This is a genomic window from Sodalis sp. RH15, assembly GCF_047324255.1.
GTDB classification, from domain to species: domain Bacteria; phylum Pseudomonadota; class Gammaproteobacteria; order Enterobacterales; family Enterobacteriaceae; genus Acerihabitans; species Acerihabitans ligni.
The window spans coordinates 1,027,617-1,046,691 of record NZ_CP178738.1 but is presented as its reverse complement, the minus strand read 5'-3'; the positions used below and the strand labels follow the sequence as shown (position 1 = coordinate 1,046,691).

The 19,075-nt window shown below is 45.2% G+C and carries 20 protein-coding genes, 1 tRNA gene and 7 pseudogenes; 10 read left to right on the top strand and 18 right to left on the bottom strand.

Going from position 1 to position 19,075, the window contains the following annotated elements:
• Positions 1 to 76: 76 nt before the first annotated feature.
• The 7 genes from ACL2XO_RS04950 to ACL2XO_RS04920 form a co-directional block, all read right to left on the bottom strand.
• Positions 77 to 1,963 (bottom strand): replication endonuclease, encoded by a 1,887-nt coding sequence (locus tag ACL2XO_RS04950; RefSeq protein ID WP_413742279.1) that lies wholly within the window; start codon positions 1,961 to 1,963, stop codon positions 77 to 79.
• Between the two features lie 386 nt (positions 1,964 to 2,349).
• Positions 2,350 to 2,607 carry a hypothetical protein gene (locus tag ACL2XO_RS04945; RefSeq protein WP_413742278.1) on the bottom strand — a complete coding sequence of 86 codons (258 nt, stop codon included), beginning with the start codon at positions 2,605 to 2,607 and terminating at the stop codon, positions 2,350 to 2,352.
• Between the two features lie 4 nt (positions 2,608 to 2,611).
• Positions 2,612 to 2,836, bottom strand: a complete 225-nt coding sequence (locus ACL2XO_RS04940; RefSeq protein WP_413742277.1) for a TraR/DksA C4-type zinc finger protein — start codon at positions 2,834 to 2,836, stop codon at positions 2,612 to 2,614.
• Between the two features lie 11 nt (positions 2,837 to 2,847).
• Positions 2,848 to 3,069 carry a DUF2732 family protein gene (locus ACL2XO_RS04935; protein ID WP_413743031.1) on the bottom strand — a complete coding sequence of 74 codons (222 nt, stop codon included), beginning with the start codon at positions 3,067 to 3,069 and terminating at the stop codon, positions 2,848 to 2,850.
• A 97-nt stretch (positions 3,070 to 3,166) separates the two neighbouring features.
• Positions 3,167 to 3,676, bottom strand: a complete 510-nt coding sequence (locus tag ACL2XO_RS04930) for a replication protein B (RefSeq protein ID WP_413742276.1) — start codon at positions 3,674 to 3,676, stop codon at positions 3,167 to 3,169.
• Between the two features lie 23 nt (positions 3,677 to 3,699).
• Positions 3,700 to 3,849, bottom strand: coding sequence for a phage filamentation protein Fil family protein (locus ACL2XO_RS04925; protein WP_413742275.1), 150 nt, complete (start codon positions 3,847 to 3,849; stop codon positions 3,700 to 3,702).
• Positions 3,850 to 4,051: 202 nt separating this feature from the next.
• On the bottom strand, positions 4,052 to 4,273 hold the full coding sequence (locus ACL2XO_RS04920; RefSeq protein WP_413742274.1) for a regulator: 222 nt from the start codon (positions 4,271 to 4,273) through the stop codon (positions 4,052 to 4,054).
• Positions 4,274 to 4,383: 110 nt separating this feature from the next.
• On the opposite strand from ACL2XO_RS04920, the gene ACL2XO_RS04915 reads away from it, so the two are divergent.
• From ACL2XO_RS04915 to ACL2XO_RS04900, 4 genes are all read left to right on the top strand, one after another.
• On the top strand, positions 4,384 to 4,962 hold the full coding sequence (locus ACL2XO_RS04915; protein WP_413742273.1) for a phage repressor protein CI: 579 nt from the start codon (positions 4,384 to 4,386) through the stop codon (positions 4,960 to 4,962).
• Between the two features lie 13 nt (positions 4,963 to 4,975).
• Positions 4,976 to 6,022 (top strand): tyrosine-type recombinase/integrase, encoded by a 1,047-nt coding sequence (locus ACL2XO_RS04910; protein WP_413742272.1) that lies wholly within the window; start codon positions 4,976 to 4,978, stop codon positions 6,020 to 6,022.
• 60 nt (positions 6,023 to 6,082) lie between these two features.
• Positions 6,083 to 6,141, top strand: a tRNA-OTHER gene (locus ACL2XO_RS04905).
• 356 nt (positions 6,142 to 6,497) lie between these two features.
• On the top strand, positions 6,498 to 7,253 hold the full coding sequence (locus ACL2XO_RS04900) for a hypothetical protein (RefSeq protein ID WP_413742271.1): 756 nt from the start codon (positions 6,498 to 6,500) through the stop codon (positions 7,251 to 7,253).
• A 66-nt stretch (positions 7,254 to 7,319) separates the two neighbouring features.
• Here ACL2XO_RS04900 and ACL2XO_RS04895 read toward each other — a convergent pair.
• From ACL2XO_RS04895 to ACL2XO_RS04875, 5 pseudogenes are all read right to left on the bottom strand, one after another.
• Positions 7,320 to 7,537, bottom strand: a pseudogene (locus tag ACL2XO_RS04895) (ogr/Delta-like zinc finger family protein).
• 76 nt (positions 7,538 to 7,613) lie between these two features.
• Positions 7,614 to 7,864 (bottom strand): annotated as a pseudogene (locus ACL2XO_RS04890) (phage late control D family protein); the annotation flags it as partial.
• A gap of 84 nt (positions 7,865 to 7,948) precedes the next feature.
• Positions 7,949 to 8,397: pseudogene (locus ACL2XO_RS04885) on the bottom strand (phage tail protein).
• 521 nt (positions 8,398 to 8,918) lie between these two features.
• Positions 8,919 to 9,023: pseudogene (locus ACL2XO_RS04880) on the bottom strand (phage tail protein I); the annotation flags it as partial.
• A pseudogene (locus ACL2XO_RS04875) lies at positions 9,016 to 9,144 on the bottom strand (baseplate assembly protein); the annotation flags it as partial. The pseudogenes ACL2XO_RS04880 and ACL2XO_RS04875, both read right to left, overlap by 8 nt.
• 203 nt (positions 9,145 to 9,347) lie before the next feature.
• Here ACL2XO_RS04875 and ACL2XO_RS04870 point away from each other — a divergent pair.
• Positions 9,348 to 10,811: a hypothetical protein gene (locus tag ACL2XO_RS04870; protein ID WP_413742270.1), complete on the top strand. Its 1,464-nt coding sequence runs from the start codon at positions 9,348 to 9,350 to the stop codon at positions 10,809 to 10,811.
• A gap of 2 nt (positions 10,812 to 10,813) precedes the next feature.
• On the opposite strand, the gene ACL2XO_RS04865 is transcribed toward ACL2XO_RS04870, so the two are convergent.
• Genes ACL2XO_RS04865 through lysB form a run of 4 tightly spaced genes read right to left on the bottom strand, consistent with a single transcriptional unit; the run spans position 10,814 to position 12,155 of the window.
• Positions 10,814 to 11,263 carry a phage virion morphogenesis protein gene (locus ACL2XO_RS04865; protein ID WP_413742269.1) on the bottom strand — a complete coding sequence of 150 codons (450 nt, stop codon included), beginning with the start codon at positions 11,261 to 11,263 and terminating at the stop codon, positions 10,814 to 10,816.
• Complete coding sequence (locus ACL2XO_RS04860) at positions 11,260 to 11,682, bottom strand: phage tail protein (RefSeq protein ID WP_413742268.1); 423 nt, start codon at positions 11,680 to 11,682, stop codon at positions 11,260 to 11,262. Before ACL2XO_RS04860 ends, ACL2XO_RS04865 begins: the two co-directional genes overlap by 4 nt.
• Positions 11,645 to 11,884 (bottom strand): Rz1-like lysis system protein LysC, encoded by a 240-nt coding sequence (lysC, locus tag ACL2XO_RS04855; protein ID WP_413742267.1) that lies wholly within the window; start codon positions 11,882 to 11,884, stop codon positions 11,645 to 11,647. The genes ACL2XO_RS04860 and lysC overlap by 38 nt, the downstream gene beginning before the upstream one ends.
• A complete protein-coding gene (gene lysB / locus ACL2XO_RS04850) occupies positions 11,772 to 12,155 on the bottom strand; it encodes an Rz-like lysis system protein LysB (RefSeq protein ID WP_413742266.1) in 384 nt (127 codons plus the stop codon). Before lysB ends, lysC begins: the two co-directional genes overlap by 113 nt.
• A gap of 211 nt (positions 12,156 to 12,366) precedes the next feature.
• Here lysB and ACL2XO_RS04845 point away from each other — a divergent pair.
• From ACL2XO_RS04845 to ACL2XO_RS04835, 3 genes and pseudogenes are all read left to right on the top strand, one after another.
• Positions 12,367 to 12,593 (top strand): annotated as a pseudogene (locus tag ACL2XO_RS04845) (Presumed portal vertex protein); the annotation flags it as partial.
• Positions 12,594 to 12,936: 343 nt separating this feature from the next.
• Entirely contained in the window at positions 12,937 to 14,133 is a 1,197-nt protein-coding gene (locus tag ACL2XO_RS04840) for a DUF3644 domain-containing protein (protein WP_413742265.1), read from the top strand.
• Between the two features lie 1,182 nt (positions 14,134 to 15,315).
• Positions 15,316 to 16,379 (top strand): annotated as a pseudogene (locus ACL2XO_RS04835) (tyrosine-type recombinase/integrase); the annotation flags it as partial.
• A gap of 579 nt (positions 16,380 to 16,958) precedes the next feature.
• Here ACL2XO_RS04835 and ACL2XO_RS04830 read toward each other — a convergent pair.
• Positions 16,959 to 17,300: a type II toxin-antitoxin system HicB family antitoxin gene (locus ACL2XO_RS04830; protein WP_413726535.1), complete on the bottom strand. Its 342-nt coding sequence runs from the start codon at positions 17,298 to 17,300 to the stop codon at positions 16,959 to 16,961.
• Positions 17,297 to 17,551 (bottom strand): type II toxin-antitoxin system HicA family toxin, encoded by a 255-nt coding sequence (locus tag ACL2XO_RS04825; RefSeq protein WP_413726534.1) that lies wholly within the window; start codon positions 17,549 to 17,551, stop codon positions 17,297 to 17,299. Before ACL2XO_RS04825 ends, ACL2XO_RS04830 begins: the two co-directional genes overlap by 4 nt.
• Before the next feature lie 190 nt (positions 17,552 to 17,741).
• Here ACL2XO_RS04825 and ACL2XO_RS04820 point away from each other — a divergent pair, with 190 nt between their 5' ends.
• Positions 17,742 to 18,215: a cupin domain-containing protein gene (locus ACL2XO_RS04820; RefSeq protein WP_413742264.1), complete on the top strand. Its 474-nt coding sequence runs from the start codon at positions 17,742 to 17,744 to the stop codon at positions 18,213 to 18,215.
• A 79-nt stretch (positions 18,216 to 18,294) separates the two neighbouring features.
• A complete protein-coding gene (locus ACL2XO_RS04815) occupies positions 18,295 to 18,936 on the top strand; it encodes a glutathione S-transferase family protein (RefSeq protein WP_413726532.1) in 642 nt (213 codons plus the stop codon).
• The last annotated feature ends 139 nt before the right edge of the window (positions 18,937 to 19,075 follow it).

Genomic DNA, 19,075 nt, shown 5'->3' with positions numbered 1-19,075 from the left:
CCACAAATAAAAAGTAATAGAAATTCCAGACACTTACTAACCAAGACGTTACTAAACAAAAATTCAAAAAATTTTATCAAATATTGTTATCATGGAAATAAAAATCATTTAAATGGTCATATTGTATTACTTCACCTTCTATATTGAATATTACTCCTCTTGACAAAATATTTAATATCCAGCCCTCCGCCGAAATCCCGTATTTTGTTAAATCATTTTTTATATATTTCAACCGACTTCGCTCATATTGGTTCAATCGGGTTGACGGAGCGTTTTCCTTTATCCAAGCCGGTATACTGTCTGGTTGTGGCCTCATGTTCCGTTGTTCTTTTTTGAGCGAACGCGCAAGCGCCCTGACGATTTCATCGTCGTGCCAATCAATTACCCCCCACCCTACTTTAGTACGTTCTTCCATGGCCTGTTCTGGTGGGTTAATTTGCCCATTTTTACCCACGTTTCGGATACCCCACCCACAGTTATTGACAGGACTCCGAGGCGCGGCAGAGCCGCTTTTTGAATTCAAAAGATCAACGTCAACAGCTTTGGCAACGATGCGCCATTCCGTTAATCGGGTTTGATGGATATGCGTCTCCCCCAGGTGCGGCGCAAAGATGCCTACAACCTTCTGTACTTCTTCGTCGTATTCGTTGAGATTGTCATGTGCTTGACGCGCCACTCTCACGGTTTGGCTTTTTCGAGCCACGTTCGCGCCCCCTTGCGCTTGCATATAGAGGGTGAAGTCTCCGGCGTCCGCCGCAGCCCGTACCGCTTCGACCTGCTCATCAAAATTATCAGCCAGGCTTATATGCATTATTAGGCGGCATTCTCGATAAGCGCCGATGGTGGGAACGCCAATCAAATGAAACTGCGGTATGCGCCAGGTTGACGCCCAGGCGGTGACGGCTGCGGCAATGCCCTGGAGCGGCTTACCGGATTCTTTATCGATATCGCCCTCCAGGGCGTAACCATCGATATTCTTGGCAATATATTTGGCGATATACCCGGCGGCTCCGCCTTTGTTAAGGTGTTTACAATCAAAACGATTTTTGGCAGCACCCCGCTCGTGGCCGTCTTCCTTCATGGCATAACGGCGCATGATGTCGATAACGTCATGGCGATGTTGCTGTTGGGTAAAGAGCATCATGTGCCAGTGCGGCGTGCCGTCATGATGCGGTTCCACAACGCGTATGCCGTACACCTTGATATCATGGTCTTTAAACGCGGTGCGGATTTTGCCCCACACGCTCACCAGATAACGCTGACCGTCTTTGGGCGAAAAGGCGTGTTTATCCCATGAGTGGTTAAACTGCGCGGTCTTTCGCTCGCCTTGGCCTTTGGTGCGGGTGGGATGATATTTTGATGGCGTGGTGATGGTCAGGAACATGCCGACGTCACCTTGTGCGGCGGCGTAACGCTCGATACCGGCGATAGTGTTCATCAGCTCCATGCGGCGGATCTCCGGGTTGGAAATGCTTGCCATCACTTTATCAATCAGGTCAAAACGTTCGCCGGTTTCGACGTTTTCCAGCTCGCGGCTTTTGATGTATTCCATGTTTGCCAGACGGCGGGCTTGCACTTCGCGCACCGCTTGTTTACTGGCATAAGGCGTTACGTTGCGATTGACCTGGCCGATGGCAATCAGCAGCGCCTCGCGCCAGCGGGTACGTTGGGCTTTTAGCTGACGGGCCCACCATTCATCATTAACCAGCCGGCTTATGCTGGAGAACGCTTTACGCAGGGTCAATTTGCCCTTGCGGTAGGCTTGCCAGTGCAGCGGCATGACGTTAAGCGCCCGGGCCATTCCTGCCACATGTTCAAAGATTTCGGCCTGAGTCTGGTCATCAAATATCGCGGCATTGTCTCCGTTATGATCGGCAATGACTGCATCACACTTCAGCTCGTAGGCTTCCCGAAGTTGCGCGGCGATACGCCCGGCAAACCTATCCAGGGATTTATCCGTCATATCCGGCAACCAGCGATAGCTATCCGCCTCGCTGATAAAATGGGAAGAGTATTGTTCCTTCATACCGTTGCGTCTCATCACCGCGTCGATGCGCGGCAAAAGCTGCTTCTGTACCGTGAGCATCAAGAATTTATGGGCAGCGATCAGCCCTTGGTTTTGGAGCAAATAGTCGTAGCGGTTCTCCAGATAGGGCCGCAAAAAGCGCGGCATATTACGGATGCGAAATAAAACCGCTTGCCCCTGAAGGTGTTGTTCACGGGTAAGCGTTTTTTTATCGACGGCGATAGCAGACCGCGGGGCATTCCAGGGATAGGGGCCGAACGGTGGCAGCCGGTCGGTGTCCGGCTCGGTTAGTGAAAGGGCAACACGGTCCCGGCTGACTGCAGTCATGGAGTGCTACGTTCAAAAGCGTACTGGCAGAAACCGGCCAGGCGTTGAATTTTAGACTGTAAGGCCGGAATATTATTCGCCCCGGCGCGGCGGGTAGCGACATTACTCAGGCCGCTTACGTGTTCCATGCGGGTTAGATAAGTGGCAAGCACCGTTAGGTAAGCCTCTCCAGGTTCGTCCCAGGTCAACCTATCCAGCACACAAGCGGCGTTATGCCGGGTAAGGGCATAACGGCTATCAATATCGAGTCTCATCAGCTCACCGCTCCTGCCGATAGTGGCGGTTACGGGCCTCGCGTATTTGTTGGCAACTGATGCAGCACTGCACCCCTGGCAGTGCGATGCGGCGTGGTTGTGGTATGGGGGCATCGCAGTCTTCGCAGACAAAGGCGGAATGGGCGTTAACCTGGTAACGCGCATCCGCAATCTGGCGGGCCAGGGTGGCGAGCTGCTGCTCTTGAATATGATCGAGTAAATCCGGCATGACCAGCCTCCTTAAGCTCGGTGAGCCAAGGCGTCAAACCCGGCAAGGTTGAATTTTTCCGATTCCTGGCGCAGCAGCTCGATAATTTCCAATCCCGACAACTGCGCGATTTCAGCATGGGTGGCAAAGCGATCAAGGTGGCTGGAAAACAGCACGGCGGCGTCATTCATTGCCTGACGGCGGATCAGCTTATAGCTCGGTTGCGGGTTGCCAACGTTTGTTTCGGGTTGCATTCTTGTGGGTAAAAATTGATTCATTCTTTCTGATTCCTTAAATTCAGGCAAAACGATGCCCGGCGCGGTGAGGCGTCTTGTTTTGAATAGGGGTTAATTAATTTCGGATATAAGCTTCGGGTTTAATAGCGGTCAGGATAGTCGGCGCGTCTTCAAAAATGGCAATCATTTCCCGAATCGCCTTTAGCAACGGCTCGCGCCATCCGCATTCGATATCATCAATGCGCCACAGCGGTTGACTAAATTCCGCCACGGTTAAACCGGCATGCATGAATAAGGTTTTGCGCTCGCTTATCGTCAGGCGCTGCATATAAGCGACATTGCACACCTCTTGCTTGCGATATTTCGCAAAAGCTTTGCGCAACTCATCCATGGCATTAACCAGACATTCCCGATCGGCGTCGTTCATTTCATGCAGGAAAATAACCGTATGGCGTTTTTTCAAGCCCGCGTGAAAGCAGACGGTGGCCCGATAACGTTCCGGTAAGGCGTTATAAAAATCACAGGTTTCTTGCCAGCGGGAATGGGCAAAAAATTTACCAATAAGGGCGCGCAGATTAACCGGCAACGTCTGAATATGTGACGTGGTAAAAGCGTATCGATTCATATGCTGTTCCCTCTTTTAAAATACTATTTTTTGAAAAAGCTTTTAGTCAGCGGTTTAACGATTACTGCGCGGCCCGGGTTCCATCGCCGGCCGCCGGGTAATTCAATCCAGCCATGGCCGAAATGGCGTGAGGGGCACTGTTTTTTTAGCAATGAAGCTATCGCAATAGTCATAGACAACCTCAACTCATTACTAACGAAGCGCAGATATATGTATTGATATCAAAAGAGCGTTCACTGAATATGCCTGGATGCCGACCGACCCAAACCTGGTCAGGTCTTGCACTTGGGCATTGCGAACTGGCGCGCCATCAAAAGGTTTGTGAGCAAAACGGCAATCAATCCTTGTTCACGCTAACGATTAAAATAGGGTAAACTACGCGTTGAGTGAGATATGGCATTCACTTAAAGCTTGTACAGTCAAGGCGGCCATATTGATTTCTACCAGCGCCCGTGGTTTATTGCCTTTAGGTTTAATTGGCAGGCGTCCGTCGCGAATCATCTCGCGGGCCGTTCCAACTGCCAGATTTGTAAGGCGGCAGTACTCTTCCAAGGGTATGTAAGGGGTTGGGATGGTAATGGTAATGTTTGGGCGCATAAGGCATCATCCATAGTTGCTTCAAGCTCATTAGTATTCGGCAATATTCACTTAAATCTACAAAGTGAATCCTACACTCACTTAAAGCTACAAATCAAGAGAAAAATAACTTGAGACTACACATTGATTTAACGAAAGGTGGCAAGGAGGTACTTAACAGAGTGCTTGAGGCTTATGGTTTCGACACTAAATTAGCCTTATGCCATTTACTTGATATCTCAAGCAGTAGCCTTGCCATGCGCTATAAGCGGGATTTTTTTCCGGCGGATATCGTGGTCAGATGCATGGCGGATACCGGGGTAACCCTCGAATGGCTGGCAACAGGTAGAGGTAAAAAACATGCCGAAGACAAAGACGATGTAAGCAGCCTGCCCGCCTCAAAGCTGGTTGATGGTGAACTGTATGAAATGAATCCGCTTAAAATCGACGAGAAATTTTTCAGCACGCCGCAAAGCCCGGTTAAGAACCCCTCTATCGTGGCCGATGGCGCGATTCAGTACATCATCACCCATGATTTTGAAGAGGTTCAAGACGGACGTTGGTTGCTCAAAATTGAAGGAAAAATATTCATTCGCGATGTAATCCGTATACCGGTCAATCGGGTAAAGGTTAAGGGAGGTGAAATGCCTTTTGAGTGCGACCTAAAGGATATCGAGATCCTGGCTCGCGTGGTGATGACCTGCAGCTAGAAGATACCGTTTCATGACTGTCAAAAAGTTAGACACCGGACAATGGGTTGCTGATTTCTATCCTTTGGGGAGATCTGCAGGCAAGCGCACGCGGAAAAAATTCGCCACTAAAGGCGAAGCATTAGCCTTTGAACGCTTTGCATTGGATCCCACTCAGAATAAACCCTGGCTGGAAGAGCAAGCCGATAAACGCCGTTTGGCCGACCTGATTGAATCCTGGTACAACGCTCACGGCGTGACGCTGGACGATGGGCAAAAAAGAAAAGGCGCCATGACTCATGCCGACGAATGCATGGGTAGACCTAGCGCTATCGAGTTCAACGCTCAGCTTTTCTCACGCTACCGGGAAAAACGACTGAAAGGCGGCTTCGCCCGTTCCACGCGTATTAGTATTGTTTCGCCCCGTACGTTAAACCTGGAGCTAGCCTATTTCCGGGCAATGTTTAACGAGTTGGAACGGCTCGGCGAATGGAAAAATGATAATCCGTTAAAAAGCGTTCGCCCTTTTCAAACCGAAGAAAGCGAAATGGCATTTTTGACAGCCGAACAAATCGATAGGCTATTGGCGGAATGTGAAAACAGCCGCTCGGAATCACTCCTATTGGTGGTGAAAATTTGCCTTTCAACTGGAGCTCGCTGGTCGGAAGCGGAAACCATCAAATCCTCGCAGCTCACCAAGCACAAAATTATCTTTATCAAGACCAAGGGCCGACGTAACCGGACGGTGCCGATAAGCGAGGAGCTTTACGAGCAATTGCCGAAAACCAACGGCCCGCTGTTTGCGTCTTGTTATGCAGCATTCCGTAAAGCGATCGCCCGGGCCAATATCGAGTTACCGGCCGGTCAATCATCTCATGTATTACGCCATACTTTCGCCAGTCATTTTATGATGAATGGCGGCAACATTTTGGTATTGCAGCGCATCCTCGGCCACACCGATATCAAGATGACAATGCGTTATTCACACTTCTCCCCCGATCATTTGGACGAAGCGGTCAGGCTTAATCCATTGGCGAAAAGTGTCGCAAAAGTGTCTCACGAGGAAACATATATTCAATAATCCTCGTGAGTATTTGATACGTAAACCATTGTTTTTAAATATATCTCATTGATTTTATTAGGCCCTTTACACTACTCATAATCGCTTGGTCGCTGGTTCAAGTCCAGCAGGGGCCACCAAAAAAAATGATAAAATTCAGTAGATTAAGCCACATTTAGACGAGGTGGTCTTTTTGTTGTCGCTATACAGTGGCAGCAAAATGACAGCAGCAATTTAGTTGAAGTGTATTTCACTATCATCAGAAGAGTTTGTGATCTCGCAATTGATTTCTTTATGTGATTATAACTATTGAAAATATTAGTATCATACCATAGTATTTGCCCAATTTTTGGGAAGCTAAAATCCCTCATTTCCATGCAAAGAGATGCTCTCTATCGAGAGCAAAAAAATCATTCTTTTTTCTCTTTTTGCAATGACAAATTGTAATCTATATGTTATAGCACATTGATTCTAATTATAAGAGAAAGGGTCATATATGAAATTTAATTTACCTATATCCGCGATACTTACCACTTATATATTAATATGTGGCTTTGCCTATCTATGGGGGTATTGGGATAATTTTGACATTGAAATTAAGACCATCATACAACTTTTAGATGTAGCTGATATTATTAAAGCAAGTATTTTGCCAATGTTATCAATTATAGGATTAAGTCTTATGCATTCACTTATTACTTATTCCGATGGCTATTTAATAAAGAAAAATACTTACAGTGATTATCTAACATTCAAAGAAAAAAAATCCTCTGGCTACAAAATTCTTTTTTATATATTGTTCACGATCAGCGGATTAACATCTATATATTACTTGTGGAAATATTTTGATTCAGATGCTAATTTAGAATACTACAAGGCAATTAGTGTCTTAGTATTATCATCTTCTTCATATTTTATCATTACCAATAAAAATATCATTCCAAACATAAACGCAAATCTCCGCCTAATACTTTTATACAGTATCATAATGTTACCCGCACTCATGCTTGACAAAGGAGCATTAGACGGGAATAACATAAAAAATGGTAAAGATGTCATTTTGATGGTCAACAACTCTTATTGTTCAAATGATAAAAACGAAGTATTTTATTATTTAGCCACCTATGGCGGAAAAGGGGTCAGTTATTCACCATCAAACGATATGATTTGTATATTTACATACGATAATTTAGGTTTAAAAAGTAAGAGTAAATTGACTATCAACGTAGGATCACAGGAAAAGGAAATATAATATTTTCTCGATGAGCTAATCTTTTTTGTTAACCAATACCTTATACTTAACTTACTATCTATGAAATCAAAAATTCAATATAGTCTGGTTACTCAAGGAAGGATGAGGTGCTACTGGAGCGACAATGCTTGGCTGTGCGATGGATCTCACATAAGTTTCGTGAGTCACAAACGTATGACCACAATTAATATCCGAGCATTGATTATATCTTTCTTTCGTCTCGTTTAGACTTTAAAACTACTGTTCATATGCACCGCACATCCACACAGCGGATACTTCATCATCGCAACTTCCCTCCAATCTTAATGATACCAACTTTTGTACATTATTTCATCAAAATCTCATTTGTGAAATATTTTATTACATAGTGAGATCATCAATTTTCACTTCCATTTCTACCATCGTGGTTCATTTAGCGTATGCGTGACCGCCGTCAGCAGCCATTCCGCTTGGTCGATTTCGGTTTTAAAGCCAGTTACTTTCACCGGCATTTCTAGATAGAGATCCGCCCGACCACGCGCCAGTTGTAATGAAAAAGTGGCCATGCCGCGTTGAAGTTTTCCCCATGCCGCTTTTACCGCTCTTTCCGCATTGGCCCGGTTGGCATAGGTGGATACGCACGGTGATGTCCTCACCTTCCATCACCAATTGAAACGCTGGGGCGCTGTCTTTGCCGGTCTCCGCGTCAATTTGGATCATGCCAGTAACCCCGTGATTTTCTGGCTAACTTGCTTTTTTAGTTGGCCCAATTGGTCGGTTAAATCTCCCAGGGTTTCCACCAGTGATTCATCAACACGCTTTAAGGTAATGGTGGATACAATGCGCTGGGCCGGGCCGTCCTGAAAGAAGATGCTTTTATTCTGGCTGATGCTTTCAATCACAAACATGCCGTATATGGTGCCGCTGCCGTCCGGCAGTGTCCATGCTTTACCGCTATCGGCCATAACTTGCAATGTCAGCATGGACAACCAATGCGGGCAGCAGCACGCCGGTTAATGTACTGGTGCCGTGGCCCTAAAAACTGGGTGGATGGCCGACGTCCTATCCGGCTGCTGGTCAGATGCCGCCATGTTTGCTGATGCTTCAGCTCTTGATAAGCCACCGTCAGCAGCATAAAAACGAATAAGCCCAATACCGCCATCATAATGAAAAATCTCCCCGATCACTGAACGAGCTACGCCCACGGGCGGCGTGCTTGCGCTCGCGTTCGTCCAGTATGTGTGGGCCATCATCGCGGCGATATCCTGCGGTGACTGCCCCGGGGCGGCGGTGATATGAAAAAAGTTTTGCGTCCCACCCTGCTGATTACTGCTGATGACCGCGCCACCCACCAGACCGGCGGCGCGATAGTCACTGGCCGGCAGGCTATACGGGTGTAGCGGTGCCGCCATGCCCGAAATAGCAAGCCCCATGCCTAACGTCGCCACCATGCTGGCGGTCTGGCGACGGCCAATCACATTGACCGGTCCGTTAATAATTTCCGGCCCGTGTTCGCCAACGATACCAAACTTGCCGCCGGGTATCCGCCCGCCGGTAACGTACATCCCGGCGAAACCCATCCCCGTATCACCGCGCGCCAATGGGTTGGCGCGCGTGGCGGCGGGTTTGCCGTGGTTAACGTTTACCTGCGTTGCCGGGCCGCATCCAGGCTGGTAAATGCTCCGTTAGCTGACGCAAAGGCACATCCAGATTCGTAATGTCGGCACAGGCTAGCGCCAGTCGGCGTTCCAACTCGGACGACGCGGGCAGCAACAGGCTTATATTAGTCATCCATGCCCTCTAGCGTCACCTGCCAGCCGGTGCAAAATGCTATTTGGGTTTTATCCAACACCACATCTTCCGCTGAAGAGAGCAGTTCCACCCCTTCCACATGCAGCGCGGCAAAGATAGCCAACCACGGAAGCCAGTTCGTTTCTAAATTGCCAGTGCCGACGCGGATAAGGTTGCGCAGTAGGGGGATAAGTTCGGTTAGTTGTTCGTTCATATGGCGATTATGCGGGGAAGAAAGCATGGAAAGAACAAACAGATTTTGTGCCAGATCTGATACAATTTATTACTAATTAATTTTAGTAAATTATTAGGCTGGAAATAAATATGGAAATAAATGATAACAATACACAAAATTACACTGCCATTATAGAATGTGGTAATTTCAAAATTGGAGCTATTGAATGCTCTCTTATAATTTCAAAAAATTACAATGCAGATAATGAAATACATTTATTATTTAATGAGAAAATACCCGATCAAATTTCATATAATAATAGTCCATTTAAAATAATTGGTCATAGATATAATATTATTGGAACTCTAATTGAAACATTCATTATTGAAAACGCCCATCAGAAATCCGTATCAGAAACTATATTACCCAACCATGAAGTAAAGAGAGAATTAGTTCTTTTACCTGAGGATGTATACATTATAAGCGGCAACCTTACTTGCTCACCAAGTAATGCATTAGTAATGTTCAATATTAATAAAGCACCGGTTTTATCTCCAAATATAAGCACCGATACAGATATTAATGGAAATATCATCAGGAAAAGGACATGGCAACCCAAAATAAACATTGACCAAGATAATACAATTCATGGTGATTTATTTTATAATATAAAAGAAGATAAATATGAAACTGTTATGCAGCCTTATCAAGTTCTGACCTTAGATTTCAACGTAGACAGTGAAGCTCAAATTCCTGAAAAAATTAACATTGACTATCTTTTAAAAATCGATGATATGCTGACTTTGGCTTCTTTTGCACAAGCAGGAAAAATTCGATGTTCCGGTTGGACTGTGTTTAGCATAAACAATTGTTTTCGCTATTACAGAAATAACACATTCAAAGTTGATGATATAAGAGATTTCCGTGTGGGCATAATTAAAAAAGATGAGATAGAAACTTTTTTAAATCGAAGCCTTGTTATTTATCAATCAAGTAGATTTAAAGAATCTATCACCAGAGCCATCAATGCAGTCATCACAAACAATGATACTATAGTTGAATTATCTTTTCTAACCATGTTTCAGGCTCTAGAATCATTAGTCATTACCTATAAAAGGTTAGATGGCACTGAGTATATAATAGATATTACTCGATGGGATGAATTAAAGACAAAGATAAAATTTAGTTTAAAAGAATGTCTTTTAAATGAATTAACACCAAAAGAAATAAAAAAAATGCAAGGGAAAATTAGTGAATTGAATCGACCTTCACTGAAAAATTCTTTTGAAAGCATGGAAAAATCTCTTAACTTGCAAATTGAAGAATTTTGGCCGATTTTCGATACTGAAGATATAATTGGCTTAGCTAGTATAAGGAACATGTTAGCACACGGGGAGTCATTCCCAACAAACGTTCTTCCAGGGATTTTGCTTGCGCATGCTTGTTTACAATCTTGCTTAGCGCGAATTATATTAAATTTACTACAGTGGCCAGTTGAAGAGACTGAATTATCAAAAAACAGTTTTCATTCATCCTTTTATACTGACGGCACTGCTATTCGAATGCAAAAGGAACTGACTGAATTCATTAGAACCCCCAAAACACCAAGTTAGCTCTATTTTATTAAGTGCTCGATCAATGCTCCTGAGACATCATTTTCAATAGTATCGTTGAACTCTAATAACTGGCGTTCAGGATATTTGAATATGACGCCTCTACGCCCCACTCTGTCCCTCGGCCCATAATGATGCACCTGCGCTATCCGCTGCGCAGCACCACCCGCAAAGGTCACTTCTGCCGTATTAGTGGTGTCCTTGACTTTCAAAAACCTTGCGGTGCGCAGTTTGGTAAACATCTTGCGGCGAACCCGTCCGGCCTTTTCCCGCTTTTGCGGTTTGCGCTGGGCAAAGGGGGTGCCGTCGGGATTTTGCCGTTGCTGGATGCTTTTTTGCTGGCGACGGCGCAGCGTGTGTGCCCATTGCTGCATTAACTTTTTGCGCTGCAGTGGTTCGAGACGTTCGATCAACCCCGCCAGCCAGTCGTCCAACTCTAACAAGTCATTCATGCGCTGGTCCAATCTTCTGGATCATGCGGCTCCAGTACCGCCTCCACTATCACGGTTTCGGCCTCTTTCCTCACCGCTACCCGTTCCGTCAGCTTGAGATCGATGCCGGTGTCGCAGGTTTTGTGATTGAGAATATCCACCTCAAAGGAAAACCCGCGCTCGCGCAGTTCGTTATTGGCCATGAGGTCAGGCTGATTTTTCTTAAGCCAGCAGAGGATCGGCACCATCAGCAGGTTTTGATCACCGGCAAAATCGGTCACGATAAGGTTTAGAGTATAGCGGTATTCATAGGACAGCGAGGGTGCCAGCGTCGCCACCACGTTCCCGGCATCAACAAAAATACGCAGGCTTCCCGGCTTATCCCGGATATGCGGCACGCCCTCATTGAGGGCTTTGCGTAAGGATACGGGCTTGTGCATCGTTGCGTTCCTGGCCGTTAATTAGGGTATCCACCTTATCGGCACATAACGCCAGCGCACCTTCCAGCGCGTCATGGTTAGCGTTTAAATCACCGTTGGTTAACAGATGCGTCGCCGGAAACCGACAGGTTGTCACTTTGGGATAGCCAAGCACGATAAGCCGCTGCTCCGGTGAAGGCGGGACGGGTGCGCAACCGATCAATATCAACAGGCAAACGGGTATCAGCCCAGCGTTTAAGCTCCGCATTTTCATTGATGAGTTCCTTAATTTTTTCCTGACGCGCGGTCAGTTGGGTTTGCAGGGTTGCCGCTCGCTGGCGGAGGTCGCGCTGGGCGTTTCCATTGGCGGCGGACACCAGGGATATGGCCATTAGCTGTCTGTTTTTTATCCGCCGACTGTTGCCCTTTATCTTTAATGATCCCGTCTTTATCGTTGAGGTTGTTTTGCAGAGCATCGTTAAGCTGTGCGGCATGGCTTAGCCGCCAGCTTTGCACACCGACACCGGCCAGCAATAGCGCTAGCGCTGGCACAACCGCTACAACGGTCCAGGCTTTAGGTAGCGGCCAGCTCATAATGTAACCCCGGCTGTGCACTGATACTGCGCTAACAATACCGCTAAGGTATTTTCATGCTGGCCGTAACCGGTACAGGGCAAGAACGACCAGATCTTGCGACATTTGCCTATGGCCACCGCGATGTTACCGCCGCAGATGATGGGCATCATCCCCAGGATGCCGGCGGAATTGGCGACGCCGGCAAGGCCAGCAAGGTGTTTGTGCGCAATGATTTGATATCGCTGCCGCGCCAGATGATGGAGCTAAATAATTGGCTGGGCGAGGAGGTGATCGCCTTTGAGCCTTATGTACTGGACGTAGCCGATAACAATATCTCGGTTATCCGGCCCAACTAACCTGCCCAACCCCTCCACCGCCTACGGGCGGTTTTTAAGTATCCTTCACCAAAACGCCTGTAAGCCACGTTATCCACGGGCCTGACTCACAACGCCGATGCTTGCCATACCATAGATAGCCCCGTGACGGCCCGGATATTGCGCCAAAATAGTGATAAAATAACCACAAGCGGGCAAGCATAGCCCCGCCATGCCTGCCCGCTTGTTCTAGTGCTTTTCATGCAGTGTCATGAATGGGAGGAAGGCCCTGTGGTGCTAGGGCCATTCAGAGATCGAGATCCTTTTTCGCTCACGCAATTTCATGCATGATAGGACATCATCCTAAGGGTAAAGAGGACTCACGATGGCCCGCATTGGCAAGTTAGGGAAATTGGCTGAAGTTTTGCGAGAGTTTGAATTAGACAATGCGAAATTCACTATTGCCGAATTAGCTGTAAGAACCGGTTATACCGAGAACTCCATAAGGAAATATATTCATGAAAAGCTCAATGGTTTTTATATCCATAAGATAGATAATCTATACTGGAAATCTGAAGGAATAAAAAAATTATCTAATGATGAATTTTATAGATTAATGTCACAAACCTTACATTCACTACAAACCACGCCCGAGCAAAAATTTTATTACAAATTAATTAAACGTAGCCTTGATTCCTTCACCCTAGCTTTGGAGATTTATAATCGCCCTACCCTTGAAAATAGAGTGGAATCCTTTTGTATATTAGCCGTAAACTCATGGGAATTATTACTTAAAGCCGAAATTTTGAAAACATTAGGAACAAATCGCGTTTTTGAGAAAAACGGGAACTCCATTACTTTAACTGAGGCAATAAATTTAAGATTACAAGAAAACGATCCGGTTAGAAAAAATCTTGAAACCTTAACTGAACTGCGAAATATGGCGTCTCACCTGTTAATTAAGGAACTTCAACCACAGTTATCACGACTTTTTCAATCAACTGTCTTAAATTATCAACTCAGATATAAAAATGAAATGGGCAATTCACCACTAACAGGACAAAGCGTAGGTATGCTAAGCCTAGTAGTTGATGGACCAAATAGTGAAATAGCTGTAATTAAAGATAGTTATGGCGAGTTAACAGCATCGATCGTATCAGATTTTTTAAACAGGTTAACTGAAGCATCAGAAAATATCAAATCTGCAGAATTTAGCATTCCAATTGAGTACAAGCTAACATTAAGCAAAAATAAAAACGCAAGTGATGTAAATCTAAACATTGGCGATGCGGCTCAAAAAGCAATATTAATAAATGTCCCTAAAGACCCAACAATAACACACCCCTATTATGAAGGACAGGCCATAATCGAAATAAATCAGCGTCAGGACACTTGCAAAATAAATGGGTATAAATTCAGAGCAGTAATAAAAAAACATCAAATTAAAAATGGCAGGCATTTAGATATGCATTATGAAATAGATAAGAGACATAGGTACTCTGATGGGTTCATTAATTGGTTTGTTAAAAATTTACAGCAACCAAATTGGATTGATACAGCTGTCAAAGAGTATAAAAAATAAAGCCGCACACTGCGGCTGTTTTTATCGTTAGCCCAAAGATATTATTTAATTTCAGAAACTATAAATTAGTTTCAACATGGTTTTTCATCAAAATCCTGTAAGCGATCTGAAAGATTTTTAATCAACTTAGAAATCCAAACAAGCGCTACCCTCATGTCTTCATTTGTGTAATCGCCGCTATCAACCACATGAGCGACCAACCGAGCATCGGCTTCAGTTATTTTGGATACGAGTTGAAAACAGCAAAGAATATTTGAATGCGGTATTGAAGAGATAGTGGTCAGCGGGAAACTTTTAAGTAAAACTGAGAATTATTCATAATTATAGGCATACAACAATGGCCAATGAAGGTATTGAATCTCGACAGTTAAAGTGTTTTATCATTATGCCGATCGCTGACATGCATAGTTACGAAAGTGGCATTTTCAATAGTTTATGAACATTTGATAAAGCCAGCATGTATTCCTGCAGGTTTTATTTCCGTCCGTGCCGATAATGAAAAAAATTTAAATTTTATAGTGTTAGACATATTGAAGAAAATTGTCGAATATGATTTAGTCATATGTGATTTAAGTTGAAATAATCCTAACGTAATGTATGAATTAGGCCTAAGACAAGCATTCAACAAAAAGACAATTTTAATAAAAGGTGAAAAAACAACAAGCCCTTTTGACGTCCAGGCTTTTCGTTATACTGAGTATGATAGCTCATTACGTACCGATTATGTAAACAAGGATATTATATCAATTTCGGAAGCATTGACGTCGACCTATTCCGCAACAGGCGACATCAATTCTATTGTGCAACTTCTTAAAATAGAAGTCGCAACTGTTGGGAACAAGACAAGACTCAGTCCCCAAGACACAATGATATTTAATTCCATCAATTAATTATCAAAAAAATAGATATTTTAGGTAATAATTCCTTAAGTGAAGCACTAGCTAAGACAGCTATCGAAAAAATGAATTTTAAGGAATTGATTAGCCTTTCAGAGGGCCATAGAATAGCTAAAGGAAGAAACTTTTTCATGAGGAAACAATTATTGGTGAATTTGTTCGTTGGGACTATCGTAACAAAAGATATTAATTCCAAGATGACTTTGATAATAAAACTAACTTCATTGTTTCCGATACATGCGGTCTCGCTAAAGTAATACAAATTCCATTTTAAAATGACAATAAAAAACTTTCTAATGGGCAATGGCTCACACAAGTATTTCTTAATGGCCGGGATGGAAAACGCATCAGAAAATTGTTCACAACCAAAGGTGAGGCATTAGGTTACGAACGATATATCAAAGAGCAGTCAGAAGATAAGCCATAGCTTGGTGAGAAAACAGAAAATCGTCAACTTACAGACTTAATAACAACCTGGTATAAGGCCCATGCCGTCACGCTTAAAGACGGCGTGAAGGGCAAAAGTTCTATGGAATTTGCTTATAATACCATTGGCGAGAAAATTCAACGCCAAACTTTTTTCAGCTTATCGTGAACTAGGCTTACGCGACAAAATTACCCGTTCCAACCGTATCACCAAGTTGACACCCAGAACCGTTAACCTTGAACTGGCTTATTTCCACGCAATGTTCAATGAATTGATCCGACTTGATGAATGGGCTGGCTCTCATCCGCTTGAACGGGTGCGCGCATATAAAACCGATGAAGCAAAATGTCCTATCTCACAAAAGAGGATATGGAAAAACACTACATTGAATGCGAACAAAGCAGGGCCAAAGATTTATTGCTGATCGTCAAAGTGTGTTTGACTGCCGTGGCCAGATGGTCAGAAGCCGAAAGCCTAACCGGCGGACAAGTTGCCAATGGCCGAGTAACATTTATCAAAACCAAAGGTAAAAGAAACCGCACTATACCCATCAGCGATAGTTTGTTCAAAGAGCTGCCTAAAAAGAAAGGCAGCAAAACACTTTTACTCCATGCTATTCAGCCTTTCGCATAGAGCTAAACCGCGCGGGAATCGAAACACCGCCGGGCTAGCTATCGCACATTTTGCGGCATACTTTCGGCAGTCATTTTATGATGACCGGCGGGAATATTCTTGTGTTACAACGCATACTCGGCCACACCGACATCAAGGTGACGATGCGCTATGCTCATTTTGCCCCCGAGCATCTTAATGACGCCATCACGCACAATCCCCTAACCCTACTGGAAAATGGCAGCAAAGTGGCAGCAGCGGAAACCAATACTAAACGGTATTTATCAGAATATGATTATTATTTATTTTAATAATCAGTAATTTACTGATTTTAAAGATTATGGTTTAGGACTCATAATCGCTTGGTCGCTGGTTCAAGTCCAGCAGGGGCCACCAAGAAAATTGTTATAAATTATTAAGTTACAATCACCATTCTCCGCCTCGAATTTCACTGTTTTAGCAAAGTGTCTCAAAAGTGCCTCACCAAAAAATTTCGTGCCTCGTCTGTGACGCATTTTAGGCTTCAAAAAAGGGCAAATTACAGGCGTAAAAAAACCTGCTTTCGCAGGCAGCTATAACCTAAATCCGTATCGTTTGTTGTTGGTTTCGGACCGTGTGAATCCAGTTAGGACAATAAAGCGGCAATTCGTCCTATATCGGCACTGCCACTGCCTTCATATAAAATGTTGAATCGAAATACTCACTAGGCTTATATATAGCTGTCACTTCGATAACGATTGAGATCCCGGCTTAATCCCCACGGGAGACCTACACCATGCCTGAGAAGATTGCGGTCCTATTCGCGAGCGATGCCCCGCTTCGCATCATACCGAGCAACTGTCCCGAACCCTACGCCCCACTCGTGGCAGGAACCTTGAATCAATTATCGGTTAGGCATATTTTTGAGTCACCATATCCGCACCTTCATTCAAAAGGTCATTAATAGAATGCCCCGTGGCTTGTGCCGTCACCGTCAACGCTTGATGCCTTTCCGGCGTTAGCCGCGTTGTCACCTTACCGCTATAAGATTTGTATGGCGGTATACCGTCTTTCTTACATTCATCCAAGAAGACAGACAGAGAAATGGCGCCCTCTTTTTTTAGCTCTTCCACGCTGTAGGCGTAAAAGTCCGCTCCACCGTTAAGACCGATAAACTCACCGCGAAACATTTCGATGTCTGGGTCGAAGATGATAACAGCCGTATGGCCGTTGATTTTAAGCACATTATTCATGGTTTGATTCCTAAGCTTTCCAACCATATCCTGATGGAGTTAACCGCCCCCTTGTCAGTGGTGGGTCTCGGGTGTGGCCGATGAAAGATTTTCTTTTCACCTTTCAACAACACCGCGATCCTTGAACCTTCCCTTTCGTGTACTTCCGCGCCTAGACCGATGAAAAGAGCTTCAATATCAGCCCATTTTATCGAACTATTGACTGGACGGGTGAACACATCTGACAGCGTTTTCTGGTGTCGTTTGTTCATGAATTTATAGTATCACAAAATGACACCATGACAAGTGGGCTTAGTGTCATATTATGGTTCGATGATGTACCTACCCCAAAATTCTGTTCACATATAAAATGTTGAATCGAAATACTCACTAGGCTTATATATAGCTGTCACTGCGACAACAATTGAGGTCCCGGCCTCGTCCCCATGGGAGGTGTACACCATGCCTGAGAAGATTGCAGCACTATACGCGAGCGATGCACCGCCTCGCATCAAACCGAGCAACTATCCCGAGCCGTTCGCCTCACTCATGGCAGGCAGGGTAAAACGGCCCCTTGGCGACCTGTTTGGCTTGTCCAATTTTGGCGTCAACCTGACCAGCCTTTCTCCTGGCTCGGTCTCAGCGCTGCACCATCGACATTCCCGGCAAGATGAGTTTATATATGTCATCAATGGCGAACCTACGCTGCTCACCGACGAAGGCGAGATCCAGTTGAAGCCGGGCATGGTCGCTGGCTTTGCTGCGAGCGGCACAGCCCATCATCTGGAAAATCGCACTGATAAGACCTGTGTTGTCCTTGAAGTAGGCGATCGATCAGTGGGCGACGAGGTCTCTTATCCATCGGATGATATTGCAGCAGTCAGGGGCGATGACGGAAAATGGCATTTCACACACCAGGACGGGACCCCTTACTGATTCGCTTTTACAGGATGAGGATGAAGCCATCGTTATGTTGGCCATGAAAAACGGTTCTTAAACAAAGGAATGGCGCTTTATGCTGCAAGTATGGGGAAGAAAGACATCCTCCAACGTCCAGGCGCTGATGTGGTGTATCGGCGAATTTGGCCTGGATTATCTGCGATATGATGTCGGCCATAGGTACGGCGGCAATGATACGCCGGCCTTTTTAGCCATGAACCCGAACGGTACCGTTCCCGTGCTTAAGGATGGCGACGGCCCGGCATTATGGGAAACCGGCGCCATACTCCGATACCTGGCTGCGCGCTATGGGGATGCGGCCTTCTGGCCGCGGGATCTGGACGCAAGAACAAAAATCGATATGTGGGCGGAGTGGGCCAAAATTAACGTGGCGCTGGGTTTTACCGCCCCGGTATTTTGGCGTGTGGTGCGTACGGCGCCGAAAGACCAAAATAAACCGGCAATCGATGAAGCCGTCGCCAATCTGACGGTAATGTTGACTATCGCCGAAAAACAATTATCCTCCCACGCCTATTTATCCGGTGAGCATTTCACCTTGGCCGACATTCAGTTCGGCCATCTGCTTTACCGCTATTTTGACATCGACATTGCCCGCCCTAAGCTGCCTGCCGTGCAAGACTATTATCGGCGATTGACCCGCCGGCCGGCCTTTAGGGAACATGTCATGGTCTCTTATGAGGAGTTAAGGGTATTGTGATCATTTCCCAGGGAATATCGTTTAGCCGCTGTTCTCATTATCCGGCGGAATATGCAATGGTGGAAAACTGAATTTTTTAAGGGTTGCAAATGCCCATGTTTATAATCAGGAGCACCAGATATGATCAAGACGTGCCGGG